The 15,731-nt window shown below is 60.9% G+C and carries 14 protein-coding genes; 7 read left to right on the top strand and 7 right to left on the bottom strand.

From position 1 onward, the window contains the following. Positions 1 to 170 precede the first annotated feature (170 nt). From gatC to DKY63_RS23805, 6 genes are all read left to right on the top strand, one after another. Complete coding sequence (gene gatC, locus DKY63_RS23830) at positions 171 to 458, top strand: Asp-tRNA(Asn)/Glu-tRNA(Gln) amidotransferase subunit GatC (protein ID WP_085726363.1); 288 nt, start codon at positions 171 to 173, stop codon at positions 456 to 458. Positions 459 to 474: 16 nt separating this feature from the next. After that, positions 475 to 1,926 carry an Asp-tRNA(Asn)/Glu-tRNA(Gln) amidotransferase subunit GatA gene (gatA, locus tag DKY63_RS23825; protein WP_110966345.1) on the top strand — a complete coding sequence of 484 codons (1,452 nt, stop codon included), beginning with the start codon at positions 475 to 477 and terminating at the stop codon, positions 1,924 to 1,926. Between the two features lie 10 nt (positions 1,927 to 1,936). Continuing rightward, positions 1,937 to 3,382 (top strand): Asp-tRNA(Asn)/Glu-tRNA(Gln) amidotransferase subunit GatB, encoded by a 1,446-nt coding sequence (gene gatB, locus DKY63_RS23820; RefSeq protein ID WP_110966344.1) that lies wholly within the window; start codon positions 1,937 to 1,939, stop codon positions 3,380 to 3,382. Between the two features lie 149 nt (positions 3,383 to 3,531). Further along, complete coding sequence (locus tag DKY63_RS23815) at positions 3,532 to 3,906, top strand: septal ring lytic transglycosylase RlpA family protein (protein WP_110966343.1); 375 nt, start codon at positions 3,532 to 3,534, stop codon at positions 3,904 to 3,906. Positions 3,907 to 3,956: 50 nt separating this feature from the next. After that, a complete protein-coding gene (locus DKY63_RS23810; RefSeq protein ID WP_110966342.1) occupies positions 3,957 to 5,018 on the top strand; it encodes a calcium/sodium antiporter in 1,062 nt (353 codons plus the stop codon). Beyond that, complete coding sequence (locus DKY63_RS23805; RefSeq protein WP_110966341.1) at positions 5,015 to 5,395, top strand: carboxymuconolactone decarboxylase family protein; 381 nt, start codon at positions 5,015 to 5,017, stop codon at positions 5,393 to 5,395. Before DKY63_RS23810 ends, DKY63_RS23805 begins: the two co-directional genes overlap by 4 nt. A gap of 154 nt (positions 5,396 to 5,549) precedes the next feature. Here DKY63_RS23805 and DKY63_RS23800 read toward each other — a convergent pair whose 3' ends face one another. The 5 genes from DKY63_RS23800 to kdgD all read right to left on the bottom strand — a co-directional run bounded on the left by DKY63_RS23800 (position 5,550) and on the right by kdgD (position 12,197). After that, entirely contained in the window at positions 5,550 to 6,491 is a 942-nt protein-coding gene (locus tag DKY63_RS23800) for an AEC family transporter (protein WP_110966340.1), read from the bottom strand. Between the two features lie 183 nt (positions 6,492 to 6,674). After that, positions 6,675 to 8,228, bottom strand: a complete 1,554-nt coding sequence (garD, locus tag DKY63_RS23795) for a galactarate dehydratase (RefSeq protein WP_110966339.1) — start codon at positions 8,226 to 8,228, stop codon at positions 6,675 to 6,677. Between the two features lie 11 nt (positions 8,229 to 8,239). Beyond that, positions 8,240 to 9,604: an MFS transporter gene (locus tag DKY63_RS23790; RefSeq protein WP_110966338.1), complete on the bottom strand. Its 1,365-nt coding sequence runs from the start codon at positions 9,602 to 9,604 to the stop codon at positions 8,240 to 8,242. Positions 9,605 to 9,770: 166 nt separating this feature from the next. Continuing rightward, entirely contained in the window at positions 9,771 to 11,210 is a 1,440-nt protein-coding gene (locus DKY63_RS23785; protein WP_110966337.1) for an aldehyde dehydrogenase family protein, read from the bottom strand. A 75-nt stretch (positions 11,211 to 11,285) separates the two neighbouring features. Then, positions 11,286 to 12,197 carry a 5-dehydro-4-deoxyglucarate dehydratase gene (kdgD, locus tag DKY63_RS23780; RefSeq protein WP_110966336.1) on the bottom strand — a complete coding sequence of 304 codons (912 nt, stop codon included), beginning with the start codon at positions 12,195 to 12,197 and terminating at the stop codon, positions 11,286 to 11,288. Positions 12,198 to 12,632: 435 nt separating this feature from the next. Between kdgD and DKY63_RS23775 the strand changes: the two genes are divergently transcribed. Continuing rightward, complete coding sequence (locus DKY63_RS23775; protein WP_110966335.1) at positions 12,633 to 13,022, top strand: hypothetical protein; 390 nt, start codon at positions 12,633 to 12,635, stop codon at positions 13,020 to 13,022. Positions 13,023 to 13,044: 22 nt separating this feature from the next. On the opposite strand, the gene DKY63_RS23770 is transcribed toward DKY63_RS23775, so the two are convergent. Together DKY63_RS23770 and DKY63_RS23765 are read right to left on the bottom strand one after the other, a co-directional pair. Next, positions 13,045 to 13,794, bottom strand: a complete 750-nt coding sequence (locus DKY63_RS23770) for a FadR/GntR family transcriptional regulator (RefSeq protein ID WP_110967969.1) — start codon at positions 13,792 to 13,794, stop codon at positions 13,045 to 13,047. A 188-nt stretch (positions 13,795 to 13,982) separates the two neighbouring features. Then, a complete protein-coding gene (locus DKY63_RS23765) occupies positions 13,983 to 15,710 on the bottom strand; it encodes an ABC transporter ATP-binding protein/permease (protein WP_110966334.1) in 1,728 nt (575 codons plus the stop codon). Positions 15,711 to 15,731 lie beyond the last annotated feature (21 nt).

Below are 15,731 nucleotides of genomic sequence, written 5' to 3'. Positions count from 1 at the left end.
CAAACTCTAACAACGACAGGGATTTTGGGCAAGGCGCCAATATGTTAAATTGGCCGCTTTTCTGTGCACCAAGCCCCACAATCGCGGCCGTATGACCGTAGAAGTGCGGTAGTGTTCCGACAATCTAACACACGGACGCCGTCCGTCTTGTTTTCCACTGGAGAACCCCAATGGCTCTAGAACGCTCCGACGTGGAAAAAATCGCTCATCTGGCCTGCCTTGGCCTTAATGAAGCCGATCTTCCAAACGTCACTTCGGCCCTCAACAGCATTCTCGGACTGGTCGACGAAATGCAGGCCGTCAATACCGATGGTATCGAACCGCTGGCCCACCCACTGGAAGCCAGCCAGCGCCTGCGTGCGGACGTCGTGACCGAGACCAACAATCGCGAGGCCTACCAGTCCATCGCACCAGCGGTCGAAAACGGCCTGTACCTGGTTCCGAAAGTCATCGACTAAAGGGAAAGAGCCTGCAATGCATCAATTGACTCTGGCCGAGATCGCCCGCGGTCTCGCCGACAAAAAGTTTTCCTCCGAAGAGCTGACCAAGGCCCTGCTGGCGCGCATCGCCCAGCTCGACCCGCAGCTCAACAGTTTCATCAGCCTCACCGAAGAGCTGGCGCTCAGCCAGGCGAAAGCCGCTGACGCACGCCGGGCCAATGGTGAAAGCGGTGCCCTGCTCGGCGCGCCGATCGCCCACAAAGACCTGTTTTGCACCCAGGGCATCCGCACCAGCTGCGGCTCGAAGATGCTCGACAACTTCAAGGCGCCCTACGACGCCACCGTCGTCGCCAAGTTGGCCGCTGCCGGGGCCGTGACCCTGGGCAAGACCAACATGGACGAATTCGCCATGGGGTCGGCCAACGAGTCGAGCTACTACGGCGCCGTGAAAAACCCGTGGAACCTGGAACACGTACCAGGCGGTTCGTCCGGTGGTTCGGCCGCTGCGGTCGCCGCTCGTCTGTTGCCTGCCGCCACCGGCACCGACACCGGCGGATCCATTCGTCAGCCCGCCGCATTGACCAACCTCACCGGTCTGAAACCGACGTACGGTCGCGTTTCGCGCTGGGGCATGATCGCTTACGCCTCCAGCCTCGATCAGGGCGGCCCTCTGGCACGCACCGCCGAAGACTGCGCAATTTTGTTGCAAGGTATGGCCGGCTTCGATCCGAACGACTCCACCAGCATCGACGAACCCGTGCCGGACTACAGCGCCAGCCTCAACGGCTCGCTACAGGGCCTGCGCATCGGCGTGCCGAAAGAGTACTTCGGCGCCGGTCTCGACCCGCGCATCGCCGAACTGATCCACAACAGTGTCAAGGAACTGGAAAAGCTCGGCGCCGTGGTCAAGGAAATCAGCCTGCCGAACATGCAGCACGCGATCCCTGCGTATTACGTGATCGCGCCGGCGGAAGCCTCCTCCAACCTGTCGCGTTTCGACGGCGTGCGTTTCGGCCATCGCTGTGAAAACCCGGTCAACCTGAGCGACCTGTACAAGCGTTCCCGTGGCGAAGGCTTCGGCCCTGAAGTGCAGCGCCGGATCATGGTCGGTGCCTACGCGCTGTCCGCCGGTTACTACGATGCCTATTACCTGAAGGCGCAGAAGATCCGTCGCTTGATCAAGAACGACTTCATGGCTGCCTTCAATGAGGTCGACATCATCCTCGGCCCGACCACGCCGAACCCGGCCTGGAAGCTCGGCGCCAAGAACAGCGACCCGGTCGCTGCGTACCTGGAAGATGTCTACACCATCACCGCCAACCTCGCCGGTCTGCCGGGCTTGTCCATGCCAGCAGGTTTCGTCGATGGTCTGCCGGTCGGCGTGCAACTGCTCGCTCCGTATTTCCAGGAAGGTCGCCTGTTGAACGTTGCCCACCAGTATCAGTTGAACACTGACTGGCACACCCGCACCCCAACCGGCTTCTGAGGAGACACACATGCAATGGGAAGTCGTGATCGGGCTGGAGATTCATACCCAGCTCACCACCCGGTCGAAAATCTTTTCCGGTAGTTCCACCACCTTCGGCTCAGAACCGAACACCCAGGCCAGCCTGATCGACCTGGGCATGCCCGGCGTTCTGCCAGTGCTGAACCAGGAAGCGGTGCGCATGGCGGTGATGTTCGGTCAGGCGATTGACGCCGAGATCGGCAAGCACAACGTGTTCGCCCGCAAAAACTACTTCTACCCCGACCTGCCCAAGGGCTACCAGATCAGCCAGATGGAGTTGCCGATCGTCGGCAAGGGCCACCTGGACATCGCCCTGGAAGACGGCACGGTCAAACGCGTCGGCATTACCCGCGCGCACCTGGAAGAAGACGCCGGCAAGAGCCTGCACGAAGAATTCGGCGGCGCCACCGGCATCGACCTGAACCGTGCCGGCACACCGCTGCTGGAAATCGTTTCCGAGCCGGACATGCGCAGCGCCAAGGAAGCCGTGGCCTACGTCAAGGCGATCCACGCCCTGGTGCGTTACCTGGGCATCTGCGACGGCAACATGGCCGAAGGCTCGCTGCGTTGCGACTGCAACGTGTCGATCCGTCCGAAAGGCCAGGCCGAATTCGGCACCCGTTGCGAGATCAAGAACGTCAACTCGTTCCGCTTCATCGAGAAGGCGATCAACAGCGAAATCCAGCGTCAGATCGAGTTGATCGAAGACGGTGGCAAGGTGATCCAGCAGACTCGCCTGTACGATCCGAACAAGGACGAAACCCGTCCGATGCGCAGCAAAGAGGAAGCCAACGACTACCGTTACTTCCCCGATCCGGACCTGCTGCCAGTGGTCATCGAGGATTCCTTCCTCGAAGAAGTGCGCGCCACCCTGCCGGAGTTGCCGCCGCAGAAGCGTGAACGCTTCCAAGAGCAGTTCGGCCTGTCGGTCTACGACGCCAGCGTGCTGGCCACCAGCCGCGAGCAAGCCGACTACTTCGAGAAAGTCGCGAGCATCGGCGGCGACGCCAAGCTGGCGGCCAACTGGGTCATGGTCGAGCTGGGCAGCCTGCTCAACAAACAAGGCCTGGACATCGAGCAGTCGCCGGTTTCGGCCGAGCAACTGGGCGGCATGCTGCTGCGCATCAAGGACAACACCATCTCCGGCAAGATCGCCAAGGTCGTGTTCGAAGCCATGGCCAACGGTGAAGGCAGCGCAGACGAGATCATCGACAAGCGCGGCCTCAAGCAAGTGACCGACACCGGCGCCATCTCCGCCGTGCTGGACGAAATGCTCGCGGCCAACGCCGAGCAGGTCGAACAGTACCGCGCGGCAGACGAAGCCAAGCGCGGCAAGATGTTCGGTTTCTTCGTTGGCCAGGCCATGAAAGCCTCCAAGGGCAAGGCCAACCCGCAACAGGTCAACGAACTGCTCAAAAGCAAGCTCGAAGGCTGATGAGAGTGGAGCCAGCCCTGAAAACTGGCTCCATTCCCTGTGGGAGCGAGCCTGCTCGCGAATGGTGTTTGGCACTCAACACTGAGTTGACTGTCAGAATGGCATTCGCGAGCAGGCTCGCTCCCACACTTGTTTCGGGAAACCACTTAATGAAACGTCTTCTCGGCGCCTGCGCCCTGCTCTCCCTGCTGGCCGGCTGTGCCAGCACCGACACCGTCGACCCGCACGGTTACGACAAGACCGGCATAGCGTCCTATTACGGCGCCAAACACCAAGGCAAACGCACCGCCAGCGGCGAGCGTTTCGACAAGAATTCCATGACCGCTGCCCATCGCAAGCTACCCTTCGGTACACGGGTGAAGGTCACCAATTTGAATAACGACAAATCCTGCGTGGTGCGCATCAACGATCGCGGGCCACACACCCGTGGCCGCCTGATCGACCTGTCCCATGAAGCCGCCGAACGCCTGGGCATGCTCAAGAGCGGCACCGCACGGGTGCGCGTGCAAGCCCTCGACGACTGACACAGGGAGCCTCGACCATTTTCGGATTAGCCGACATCCCCCTGATCAGCCTGATCGAATTGCTCAGCGGGCTGGTGCTGCTGATTGCCGGCGCCGAACTGATGGTCCGCGCCGCCGTGCGTCTGGCCGCTCGCCTGCATGTGCGACCGCTGATCATCGGCCTGACCATCGTCGCCCTCGGCAGCAGCGCGCCGCAGATGGCCGTGAGCCTGCAAGCGACTTTGGCGCACAACGCCGACATCGCCGTCGGCAGCGTGATCGGCAGCAGTATTTTCAACATCCTCGTCACCCTCGGACTGTCGGCACTGATCATCCCCCTGCGGGTGTCACGGCAACTGGTGCGCCTGGACATCCCCTTGATGATCGGCGCCAGCCTGCTGGTGTTCGTGCTGGCCTGGAACGAAGACCTGAGCCGCATCGACGGCATCATCCTGATGGCGGCCCTGTTGCTGTACCTGGGCATGCTGTTGCGCCAGTCGCAGCATTCGGTGCGCCCGGTATCGAGCCATGACCAAAGCGGGCGAGCGCCCTGGATCAGTAGCCTGCTGATGATCGTCGCCGGCCTGGGAATGCTGGTGTATGCCGGGCATCTGTTGCTCGGTGCGGCAGTAGCGGTAGCCACCGACCTCGGGCTGTCGGAGCGAATCATCGGCCTGACCATCGTCGCCGTCGGTACGTCCCTGCCGGAACTCGCCACCTCGCTGATCGCCGCCTTGCGCGGCGAACGGGAAATCGCCGTGGGCAACGTGGTCGGCAGCAACCTGTTCAACCTGCTCGGCGTGCTGGGGGTGACCGCACTGCTCGCACCTTCACCGCTATCGGTATCGCCCAATGCCCTGGATTTCGACCTGCCGGTGATGCTCGGCGTCACGGTGCTGTGCCTGCCGGTTTTCTATTCCGGCTACCGGGTAACCCGTGCCGAAGGATTGCTGTTCCTGAGCTTATACCTGGCCTACGGCCTACACGTGGTGTCGTTCACCACGGGCATGCCGCTGGCCGGCAAGCTTGAACACCTGATGCTGTTTTTCGTCCTGCCGGCGCTGGCAGCGTTTCTGCTGTTCACCTCGCTGCGCGCCTGGCGTCGCCAACACCACAAGAGGGAATTGCCATGACCGACAACAAGAAATCCGGCGTTGAAGTGCGCCGCCAAGTGATGGGCGATGCCTTCGTCGACCGCGCGCTGGGCAACGCCACCGAGTTCACCCAGCCGCTGCAGGATTTCGTCAACGAACACGCCTGGGGCGGTGTGTGGAACCGCGAAGGCCTGCCACTGAAAACCCGCAGCCTGATCACCCTTGCGGCGCTGACCGCACTGAAGTGCCCGCAGGAGCTGAAAGGTCATGTGCGTGGTGCGTTGAATAATGGCTGCACCGTGGAAGAGATCCGCGAGGCGCTGCTGCATTGCGCGGTGTACGCCGGTGTGCCGGCGGCGATCGATGCGTTTCGGGCGGCGCAGGAAGTGATCGACAGTTACCAGAAGCCCGAGTGACAACCCGGCATTTGCAGTGACAATGAGTTAGCCATCGCGGGCAAGCCTTGCTCCCACAGGTTTTGTGTTGTACGCATAATTTGCGCCCGACCCAAAACCTGTAGGAGCAAGGCTTGCCCGCGATGAGGCCCCTGAGAGCAAAGCAAATCTGAAGCTAGATCCACCCACCCCACTGCAACAAGAAGATCCCGATATTGGTGGTCACCGCCGCCATCAACGTGGTGATGACAATGATCGCCGCCGCCAGCTCATGATTACCATCTGCTGCCCGGGCCATGACGAAACTGGCCGCGGCGGTGGGGCTGCCGAAGTACAGAAACAAAATCCCCAACTCTGCTCCGCGAAACCCCCAGAGCCACGCGCCCAACGTCGCCAGTACCGGCAAGCCAAGCATCTTAACCAGGCTCGAACTGAGCGCCATCGACCCGCTTTTGCGCATTGCCGCCAGCGACAGCGTGCCGCCGATGCAAATCAGCGCCAGCGGCAAGGTGGTTTGCGCCAGATACTGGCCGGAGGTTTCCAGCCACCCCGGCAAGCCGATCTTGAAATACGCAAAAGGCGCCGCCGCAATCACACTGATGATCAGCGGATTGCTGACCACGCTCTTGCAGATGCTCCACGGGTCGGACTTGATCACCGGGCTGTACACCGCCAGGACGATGGTCGACAGCGTGTTGTAGAACAGGATCACCAGCGCCGCGAGAATCGCACCGAGGGAAATCCCGTAGTCACCGTACATGCTCGCCGCGAGCGCCAGACCAATCACCCCGTTGTTGCCCCGGAATGCACCCTGGGTATAGATCCCCCGATCCTCGCGCGAGCAACGGAAAATCGCCCAGCCCCAGGCAATGGCAAAGCACACGAGGGTAGCGACGGAGAAGTAGATCAGCAGCGCCGGTTGCAGCGCGGCATGCAGGTCGGCGTGCAGGATGCCGAGAAACAGCAGCGCCGGCATGGTGACGTTGAACACCAGGGACGAGGCCGTGTGGATGAAGTTGTCATTGATCCAGTCGATGCGCTTGAGCAACACCCCCAGAAACAGCATGGCGAACACCGGAGCGGTGATGTTCAGGGTTTCGAGGAAGATTGCCAGCATGCCGGAGAGGACCTTGAGGTGGGCGTCGTTAGGGGGCTAATGATAAGCCACCGAAGGCATCGGCGTCTGTTAGACCGTCATCGCGGGCAAGCCTTGCTCCCACAGGATCGGGTCGTACACATCTTCCGTGTATGACCCGATCCTGTGGGAGCAAGGCTTGCCCGCGATGAAGGCGACACGGTCTTACGTGATCGGCGCCGGGTTGAACAGGGTGATGTCGTTATGCAGCTTGTGCCGCTCCGCCCAGGTCTGCTGCTTGCCGCTGGCCACGTCCAGATAGTAGTGGAACAACTCCCAGCCCAGCTCCTCGATGGACGCCCGACCGGTAGCAATGCGCCCGGCATCGATATCGATCAGGTCCGGCCAACGTTGTGCCAGTTCGGTCCGGGTCGAGACCTTCACCACCGGCGCCATGGCCAGCCCGTAAGGCGTGCCGCGACCGGTGGTGAACACATGCAGGTTCATCCCCGCCGCCAACTGCAAGGTCCCGCAGACAAAGTCGCTGGCCGGGGTCGCGCAGAAGATCAGGCCTTTTTCCTTGAAGCGCTCGCCTGGGCCAAGCACCCCGGTGATCGCGCTGCTGCCGGATTTGACGATCGAGCCCAAGGACTTCTCGACAATGTTCGACAGCCCGCCCTTCTTGTTACCCGGCGTGGTGTTGGCACTGCGATCCGCTTCGCCCTTGGCCAGGTAACGGTCGTACCAGTCCATTTCCCGCACCAGCTCCTGCGCGACTTCTTCGGTTTTCGCCCGGGATGTCAGCAGGTAGATCGCATCGCGCACTTCGGTGACTTCGGAAAACATCACCGTCGCACCGGCTCGCAGCAACAGATCCGAGGCATAGCCCAGGGCCGGGTTGGCGGTGATTCCGGAAAACGCATCGCTGCCGCCGCATTGCATGCCGAGGATCAGCTCGGACGCCGGCACGGTTTCCCGACGACGCTGGTCGAGCTTCTTCAGACGGGTTTCAGCCAACTCCATGATCTGTTCGATCATCTCGGTAAAACCGTGGCTGGAGTCCTGCAGGCGATACAGCCATGGCTCGCTCAAATCCACCGACGCATCGTCTTCGTGCATCACCTGTCCGGCCTGCAATTTCTCGCAGCCCAAGCTGATCACCAACGCCTCGCCGCCCAGGTTCGGGTTGCGCGCGAGGTTGCGCACAGTGCGAATCGGGATGTAGGCGTCGGTGGCGGTAATCGCCACGCCACAGCCATAACTGTGGGTCAGCGCCACCACGTCATCGACATGCGGGTACTTGGGCAGCAGTTCGTCCTTGATGCGCTTGACCGCATGGTCCAGCACCCCGGTCACGCACTGCACGGTGGTGGTGATGCCGAGGATGTTGCGCGTGCCGACGGTACCGTCGGCGTTGCGATAACCCTCGAAGGTGTAACCCTCCAGTGGTGCCTGTGCGTCCGGCACCTCGGTGGACAGCGGCAGGCTGTCCAGCGGTGGCGCGGTGGGCATACGCAGTTGAGCTTCCTTGACCCAGCTGCCGCGTGGAATCGGCTGCAGAGCGTAGCCAATGACCTGGCCGTAGCGAATCACCTGGCCACCCTCGGGAATGTCTTCCAGGGTGACCTTGTGGCTCTGTGGCACGAAGTCCACGGTGACCAATCCATCGGCAAACGCAGTACCGGCCGGTACGCCTTGATCGTTGACCACGATCACTACATTGTCCCGCTCGTGCAGGCAGATGTAGCGCGGCGAGTCGGAATGTTCAATCAACTGCATAACGCCGCTCCTCAGGAATGCGCTTGAGACAATTTGTTGTTGGTTTCAGGACCGTTGAGCGGTGGCTCCTTGAGTACCACACGCTTGATCGGGCCGACGATGACCAGATAGCTGAACACCGCCACCAGCGCGTTGCAACCGACAAACACCAGTGCCCACTTGAACGAGCCAGTGGAGCTGATGATGTAGCCGATGACGATCGGGGTAGTGATCGATGCCAGGTTGCCGAAGGTGTTGAACAGGCCGCCGCTCAGACCGGCAATCTGTTTTGGCGAAGTGTCGGACACCACCGCCCAGCCCAATGCGCCCACGCCTTTGCCGAAGAACGCCAGTGCCATGAAGCCGACGACCATCCATTCAACGTCCACGTAGTTGCAGGCCACGATGCTGCTGGACACCAGCAGGCCAGCGATGATTGGCGCCTTGCGGGCGAAGGTCAGGGAATGACCCTTGCGCAGCAGGTAATCGGAAATCACCCCACCGAGCACACCACCGATGAAGCCGCAGATCGCCGGTAGCGAAGCGATGAAACCGGCCTTGAGGATGGTCATGCCACGTTCCTGCACCAGGTACACCGGGAACCAGGTCAGGAAGAAGTAGGTGATGCCGTTGATGCAGTACTGACCCAGATACACGCCGAGCATCATGCGGTTGGTCAGCAGCTGGCGGATGTAGTCCCACTTCGGACCGTCGGCCTTTTTGCCTTGCTTCTGGTCCATGTCGACCATGCCGCCGTTCTCGGCGATGAACTTCACTTCCGCGTCGTTGGCCAGCGGATGCTGGCGCGGGCTGTGGATCACTTTCAGCCAGACCAGCGAGAAGATGATGCCGAGGATACCCATGACGATGAACACGTGTTCCCAGCCGAAGGTGAACACGATCCAGCCCATCAATGGAGCGAACAACACGGTGGCGAAGTACTGCGCCGAGTTGAAGATCGCCGAGGCCGTGCCACGTTCAGCGGTGGGGAACCAGGCCGCCACGATACGTGCGTTGCCCGGGAAGGATGGCGCTTCGGCCAGACCCACCAAAAAGCGCAGCATGAACAGCGCAACCACCGCCGTGGACATGCCGAACTCACCGACGAAGCCTTGCAGCACGGTGAACAGCGACCAGGTGAAGATGCTCAGGGCGTAGATTTTTTTCGAACCGAAACGGTCCAGCAGCCAGCCACCGGGAATTTGCCCGGCCACGTAGGCCCAACCGAATGCGGAGAAGATATAACCGAGGGTAACCGCGTCGATGCCGAGGTCTTTTTGCAGGCTGGAGCCGGCGATGGCGATGGTCGCGCGGTCGGCGTAGTTGATCGTGGTCACCAGAAACAGCATGAGCAGGATCAGGTAGCGGACGTGAGTCGGCTTTTGGGTCGATTGCATGTAGATGTACTCCCACTGATTATTTTTATGCGCGGGTGAATCTTTATGTCCCCTCTGTAGGAGCGAGCATGCTCGCGATGGTGGCCAACGATGACGCGGGGCATCAGGTTTGCCGTCGCGTCCTTGCGACCATCGCGAGCAGGCTCGCTCCTACAGGGGTATTGCGTTACGAACCGATGTAGCTCGTCTTCACTACGGTGTAGAACTCTTGTGCATAACGGCCTTGCTCACGTGACCCATAGGATGAGCCTTTACGGCCACCGAACGGAACGTGGAAATCCACGCCGGCGGTCGGCAGGTTGACCATCACCATCCCGGCCTGAGAGTGGCGCTTGAAGTGGTTGGCGTACTTCAGGGACGTGGTGGCAATGCCCGCCGACAGACCGAATTCGGTGTCGTTGGCCATGGCCAGTGCGGCTTCGTAGTCGGCCACGCGCACGACGTTGGCCACCGGGCCGAAGATCTCTTCACGGCTGATACGCATCGACGCTTCGCTGTCGGCAAACAGCGTTGGCGCGAGGAAGTAACCCTCGGTATCACAAGTCACCAGACCACCACCACTCACCAGGCGCGCGCCTTCGGACTGGCCGATGTCGATGTACTTCATGTCCTGTTCAAGCTGAGCCTGCGAGACCACCGGACCGATGTCGGTGCCGGCCTTCAAGGCGTGACCGACCTTGATCGACTTCATGCGCTCGGCCATGGCTTCGACGAACTTGTCGTGGATGCCGGCTGTAACGATCAGACGGCTCGATGCCGTGCAACGCTGGCCGGTGGAGTAGAACGCGCTCTGCACCGACAGCTCGACCGCTTGCTTGAGATCGGCGTCGTCGAGAATGATCTGCGGGTTCTTGCCGCCCATTTCCAGCTGGAACTTGGCCTGGCGCGATACGCAGCTGACCGCGATCTGACGACCCACACCCACGGAACCGGTGAAGCTGATGCCGTCGACTTTCGGGCTGTTGACCAGCGCGTCGCCAACCACGCGACCGCTGCCCATCACCAGGTTGAACACGCCGGCCGGAAAGCCTGCACGGGAAATGATTTCAGCCAGGGCCCAGGCACAGCCCGGTACCAGATCCGCCGGCTTGAGCACCACGCAGTTGCCGTAGGCCAGGGCCGGGGCGATTTTCCACGACGGAATGGCAATCGGGAAGTTCCACGGCGTGATCAAACCGACCACACCCAAGGCTTCGCGAGTGACTTCAACGTTGACACCCGGACGCACCGACGGCACGTAGTCGCCGGACAGGCGCAGGCATTCACCGGCGAAGAACTTGAAGATGTTACCGGCGCGGGTCACTTCACCGATGGCTTCCGGCAGGGTCTTGCCCTCTTCCCGGGCCAGCAGGGTGCCGAGCTCATCGCGACGGGCGAGAATTTCAGTGCCGACTTTATCTAGCGCATCGTGACGCGCCTGGATACCGGAGGTGGACCAGGCCGGGAATGCGGCACGGGCGGCATCGATGGCGGCGTTGACCTGGGCCAGGTCAGCCTTGGCGTAGTCGCCGATGGTGTCGCTCAATTCCGACGGGTTGATGTTGGCCGAGTAATCGGCACCGGCGATCCATTCACCGTTGATGTAGTTGTCGTAGCGCTTTGTCACGGGACGGCCCTCGAAACTAAAAGATCTCACGCAAAAGGCCGCTGAATACTCAGCGGCCCCGTTTAAACAGTTGTGTTATTGCGCGCCCTGCTTGTCGATCAGCGCGGCGAGCATTTCGTACTCTTCGCCGGTCAGGTCGGTCAGTGGTGCACGCACCGGGCCTGCGTCGTAGCCGGCAATTTTTGCCCCGGCCTTGACGATGCTCACGGCATAGCCGGCCTTGCGGTTACGGATGTCCAGGTACGGCAGGAAGAAGTCGTCGATGATCTTGGCCACGGTGGCGTGATCTTCGCGGGCGATGGCGTGGTAGAAATCCATCGCGGTTTTCGGGATGAAGTTGAACACCGCCGAGGAGTAGACCGGCACGCCCAGCGCCTTGTAGGCCGCGGCGTAGACTTCAGCGGTCGGCAAACCGCCCAGGTAGCTGAAGCGATCGCCGAGACGACGACGGATCGACACCATCAGTTCGATATCGCCCAGACCGTCCTTGTAGCCGATCAGGTTCGGGCAGCGCTCGGCCAGACGTTCCAGCAGCGGCGCGTTCAGGCGGCAGACGTTACGGTTGTAAACCACGACGCCGATGTTGACCGATTTGCACACGGCTTCAACGTGGGCGGCAACGCCGTCCTGGCTGGCTTCGGTCAGGTAATGCGGCAGCAGCAACAGGCCCTTGGCGCCCAGACGCTCGGCTTCCTGAGCGTATTCGATGGCCTGACGGGTCGAACCACCGACACCGGCCAGAATCGGCACGCTGCTGGCGCAGGTGTCGACGGCGGTCTTGATGATTTCCGAATACTCGCTGGCTGCCAGGGAGAAGAACTCACCGGTGCCACCGGCGGCGAACAGTGCCGAGGCGCCGTACGGGGCCAGCCACTCCAGACGCTTGATGTAGCCAGCGCGGTTGAAATCGCCCTGGGCATTGAAATCGGTCACCGGGAAAGACAGCAGACCGGCAGAGAGGATGGACTTAAGTTCTTGTGGATTCATTGTTCGAACACCCTGGATTGCGACGTATGTGTGTTGAGACCGTTCAGCCCGACGCTGAAGTTGTAGGTCATCGTACAACTTAAAATACAACCGTCAACTGCATTTCATCGTCGTGGGTGAAAATTGTTGGACAACATTAGCCAAGAGCCTGTGTTTCCGGTCTTTTCAAGAGAAAACGAGAGGAGTGCGTTACGCGATCAACGGAACGGTAGAGATACGTTGTCGGAAGATTTCCGCGCCTGAAGGTTTCGCGAAATGTCTGAAGCTTGCGAGAAGGGCCAAGCCGGCAACAGATCAGATAAGCCAATGTGCTTCGGCTTTCATTGCCACTGATCGGAACTGTTATTTCTAACAGTTCCGATCAGTGGCAATGACTGAGTACCTTGGGCCGGCTTCTGTCGTACACATCGCGGCCTCACTCAAGGAGCTCTTGCCATGGCAAATCCAGCACCGACGTTGAATGTCCCAACCAGCGGGTCTCCACTGCTAGCGGAGGTAAACATCTCCGCGCTCGACGGACCTCTGTTGCTCACCATCCCTGATGCCGCAAGACTCCCCCCGGAAGGAAGGGTCTATGCAATCCTGGGTGATCCGGAAGATCCTGAATTGACAGGTGATGAGATCCCCGTCGGCAGGTATGTAGCTCCTCCCCCACCGGCAGAGCCGGACGAGGGCGACTATCAACAAGACAAAAATCTGAAGGTCGAAATTTCCAGGGCACAACTGCAAAAGTTTGCCGGCCGAACCGTGGAATTACGTTACCAGGGAATGGGAGAGTCGGGCCTGTCCCATGACTCTGACCCGATTTTGCTGAAGATCGAATGAATCGACGCGCTACCTGAAACGGTTACCCCCGCTGCGCCTCAGCCTCTTCATGGGCATGACGCAACCGCTCACGACTGTTGGTCAGGTGCAGGCGCATCGCGGCACGGGCGGCATCGGAATCCTGGCGGGCGATGGCTTCGTAGATTTCTTCGTGCTCGCGGCTCAGGCGATTCATGTAGTGCTGCTGATCGTCATGGGCCAGGCGCGCGGAGTTCAGGCGGGTACGCGGGATGATGCTGGTACCCAGGTGGGTCATGATGTCGGTGAAATAGCGGTTGCCGGTCGCCAGGGCAATCTGCAGGTGGAACTGGAAGTCCGAGGCCACCGCATCGCTGGCGTGGGCGACGCTTTCGTTCAGCGCATCCAGTGCGGCGCGCATCAGGCCGAGCTGTTCGGTCGTGCGGCGTTGTGCGGCCAGGCCGGCGGATTCGGTTTCGAGGCTGATGCGCAATTCCAGAACGGCCAGCACATCACGCAGGGTAACGACGGTGGCCGGGTCGATACGGAAACCGCTCGGGCTCGGCGTGTCGAGTACGAAGGTGCCGATGCCGTGGCGGGTTTCTACCTGGCCGGCGGCCTGCAATCGGGAAATCGCTTCGCGCACCACGGTGCGGCTGACGCCGTGGGCATCCATGATCGCCGATTCGGTGGGCAACTTGTCGCCACGCTTGAGGTGACCGTCGCGGATCTGTTCGGACAACACCGTCACCAGTTCCTGAGCGAGGCTGCGGCGCTTGCGAGGGAGGCGTGGTGCGTCGTTCGGGGTTTCCATGGTGTACATCTGTCTCGAAAATTCGGTTGAAACCGCATCATAGCTCAACGCGGTTGTACGATCACCACCGCCCCCTGTAGGAGCGAGCCTGCTCGCGATGGAGGTTAACGATAACGCGCGCTTTCTGAATCACCGTGGCGCTTTCAAGTCCATCGCGAGCAGGCTCGCTCCTACAGGGGCCGTGGTGTTTATGCAGTCACGGCCTGATCCACCAGATGCCCGTTGTCGATGCGCACATGCCGTGGATGGAAGCGCTTGAGGCTGCTGCGATGGCCGACGCTGACGATGCTCAATCCCGGCAGCTCGTCGATCAGCGCCTGATACAACGTCGCTTCGTCTTCCTCGTCCATCGCCGACGTCGCTTCGTCCATGTAGAGCCATTGCGGCGCGTAGAGCAGCGCGCGGGCGAAGGCCAGGCGCTGCTGCTCACCGGGCGAGAGCATGCGCTGCCAGTGATTGGCTTCGTCCAGACGCGGTATCAGGTGCGGCAGGCGACAGGTTTCCAGGACATGCACGTAACGTTCATTCGGATAGGTGTCGCCAGCCTGTGGATAACTCAGCGCTTCACGCAGGGTACCGATCGGCAGGTAAGGCTTTTGCGGCAGGAACAGGTAACGCGCCGCTGGCAGGCGAATACTGCCGTGGCCCGTCGGCCACAAGTGCCCCATTGCGCGCAGCAGGGTCGACTTGCCGCTGCCGGAACGTCCGCTGAGCATGACGCGCTCGCCCTCCTCCACGGTCATTTCGGCATTGGTCAGCAAGTGACGACCGTCCGCCAGATCAAGGCCGAGATTGTGCACTTTCAAGGCATCGCCCTGATTCTGCACATCAATGGCCGGCGCGCGATCTTCGTTGTCGGTCATGGCCTGGCGGAAGCTCAGCAGACGGTCACAGGTGGCGCGCCAGGCCGCGAGGCTCTGGTACGCACTGATAAACCAGCTGAAACTTTCCTGCACGTTGCCGAACGCCGAGCTGATTTGCATCAGTTCGCCCAGTTCGATCTTGCCGGACAAGTAGCGCGGTGAAGCGACGATGAATGGAAAGATGATCGCCGCCTGACTGTAACCGGCGGTAAAGAACGTCAGGCGCTTGGACACCTTCATAATGTCCCAGAAGTTGTGCCAGACCATCCCGAAGCGCCCGCTCAGCCGGCGATGTTCGTTGGGTTCGCCGTTGTACAGCGCGATGCTCTCGGCATTCTCACGAATCCGCACCATGGAGAAACGCAGGTCGGCTTCGAAGCGTTGTTGTTGGTTGTTCAGGCCGATCAGGCGACGACCGATCAAGTGTGTCAGCCAACTGCCCACCACGGCATACACCAGCACACACCAGAACATGTAGCCGGGAATGGTGATGCCCCATACCTCAATGCTGCCCGACACGCCCCACAGAATGATCGAGAACGACACCAGGCTGACGATGTTGCGCAACAGGCCGATGCCCAACTCCAGCGTGTTGGAGGTGAAGTTGTTTAGGTCTTCGGAAATCCGCTGGTCCGGGTTATCGGTGTAACCGCCCTGCTCCAGTCGGTAGTAGTTCTTGTCGGCCAGCCAGCGGGAAAAATACTTCTCGGTGAGCCACGCCCGCCAGCGGATCGTCAGCATCTGCGTCAGGTAGAGCCGGTACACCGCCCCGACAATCGCGACCGCCGCGATGACGCAGAAGTACAGAATCAACTGCCAGAACGCCGCTTCGTCTTTCTTTTGCAGGGCGTTGTAGAAGTCCTTGTACCAGGTGTTGAACCACACCGAGATCCCGACGCTGACCAGTGACAGCGCAATGACCGCGATCAGCAGCGTCCAGGCCTTGCCCTTCTCTTCGCTGCGCCAGTAAGGCGTGGTCATCGCCCAGACCTTGCGAAAAAACTGCCCGCGCACAGCATCGTTGACCGCGGAGTATTCAGCGTTCTGATTCATGGATAAGGCTCGATAAGGAAA

Source organism: Pseudomonas putida, from assembly GCF_003228315.1.
GTDB classification, from domain to species: domain Bacteria; phylum Pseudomonadota; class Gammaproteobacteria; order Pseudomonadales; family Pseudomonadaceae; genus Aquipseudomonas; species Aquipseudomonas putida_S.
The sequence above is the reverse complement of the archived record's forward strand: the minus strand, read 5'-3'. Positions and strand labels throughout refer to the sequence as shown.

Bases quoted from the DNA above. Each gene is read 5' to 3' on its own strand.
- gatC (WP_085726363.1), top strand. From the start codon at position 171: ATGGCTCTAGAACGCTCCGACGTGGAAAAAATCGCTCATCTGGCCTGC.
- gatA (WP_110966345.1), top strand. From the start codon at position 475: ATGCATCAATTGACTCTGGCCGAGATCGCCCGCGGTCTCGCCGACAAA.
- gatB (WP_110966344.1), top strand. From the start codon at position 1,937: ATGCAATGGGAAGTCGTGATCGGGCTGGAGATTCATACCCAGCTCACC.
- DKY63_RS23815 (WP_110966343.1), top strand. From the start codon at position 3,532: ATGAAACGTCTTCTCGGCGCCTGCGCCCTGCTCTCCCTGCTGGCCGGC.
- DKY63_RS23805 (WP_110966341.1), top strand. From the start codon at position 5,015: ATGACCGACAACAAGAAATCCGGCGTTGAAGTGCGCCGCCAAGTGATG.
- DKY63_RS23800 (WP_110966340.1), bottom strand. From the start codon at position 6,491: ATGCTGGCAATCTTCCTCGAAACCCTGAACATCACCGCTCCGGTGTTC.
- garD (WP_110966339.1), bottom strand. From the start codon at position 8,228: ATGCAGTTGATTGAACATTCCGACTCGCCGCGCTACATCTGCCTGCAC.
- DKY63_RS23790 (WP_110966338.1), bottom strand. From the start codon at position 9,604: ATGCAATCGACCCAAAAGCCGACTCACGTCCGCTACCTGATCCTGCTC.
- kdgD (WP_110966336.1), bottom strand. From the start codon at position 12,197: ATGAATCCACAAGAACTTAAGTCCATCCTCTCTGCCGGTCTGCTGTCT.
- DKY63_RS23775 (WP_110966335.1), top strand. From the start codon at position 12,633: ATGGCAAATCCAGCACCGACGTTGAATGTCCCAACCAGCGGGTCTCCA.
- DKY63_RS23770 (WP_110967969.1), bottom strand. From the start codon at position 13,794: ATGGAAACCCCGAACGACGCACCACGCCTCCCTCGCAAGCGCCGCAGC.
- DKY63_RS23765 (WP_110966334.1), bottom strand. From the start codon at position 15,710: ATGAATCAGAACGCTGAATACTCCGCGGTCAACGATGCTGTGCGCGGG.